This window comes from Mesorhizobium sp. M4A.F.Ca.ET.050.02.1.1, assembly GCF_003997725.1.
GTDB lineage: Bacteria > Pseudomonadota > Alphaproteobacteria > Rhizobiales > Rhizobiaceae > Mesorhizobium.
In genome coordinates this window covers 1-467 of sequence record NZ_RZSG01001499.1, presented here as the reverse complement: position 1 = coordinate 467, position 467 = coordinate 1, and the positions used below count along the sequence as shown (strand labels likewise).

General features: G+C 53.1%; 1 pseudogene. It reads left to right on the top strand.

Going from position 1 to position 467, the window contains the following annotated elements:
* A pseudogene (locus tag EOA33_RS39625) lies at window positions 1–467 on the top strand (hypothetical protein); the annotation flags it as partial.

The following is a 467-nucleotide window of genomic DNA, read 5'->3' as shown; positions in this document are numbered from 1 at the left end:
CAGCGAATTCGATATCGGTGACGGCGGTGGCGAGAACGAAAACACGAACCACAACACGAACGACGCCAAGAACGAAAACGAGAACGAAAACAAGGCCTCGAACGAGAACGAAAACAAGAGCGAAAACGAGAACCAGAACGAGAGCAAGTCCTCGAACGAGAACGAGAACAAGGCCTCGAACGAGAATGAGAACAAGAACTCGAACGAGTCCAAGAACGAGAACTCGAACGAGAACAAGAACGTCAACGAGACCAAGGTCGACGTCGACGTCGACGTTGGCGTCAAGCTCGAGGGCGAGCTCGGGAACTCGGATGACGACTTCGCCGACATCTATGCCAACGGCGACATGAAAATCGACACCATGATCAACAACAAGGACGGCAACGTCACTTATGATCCTGGCGACGACGTCACCTTCAAGGACATCCTGAACAATTCGATGACCGGCGCCGGAACCAACACCGCGT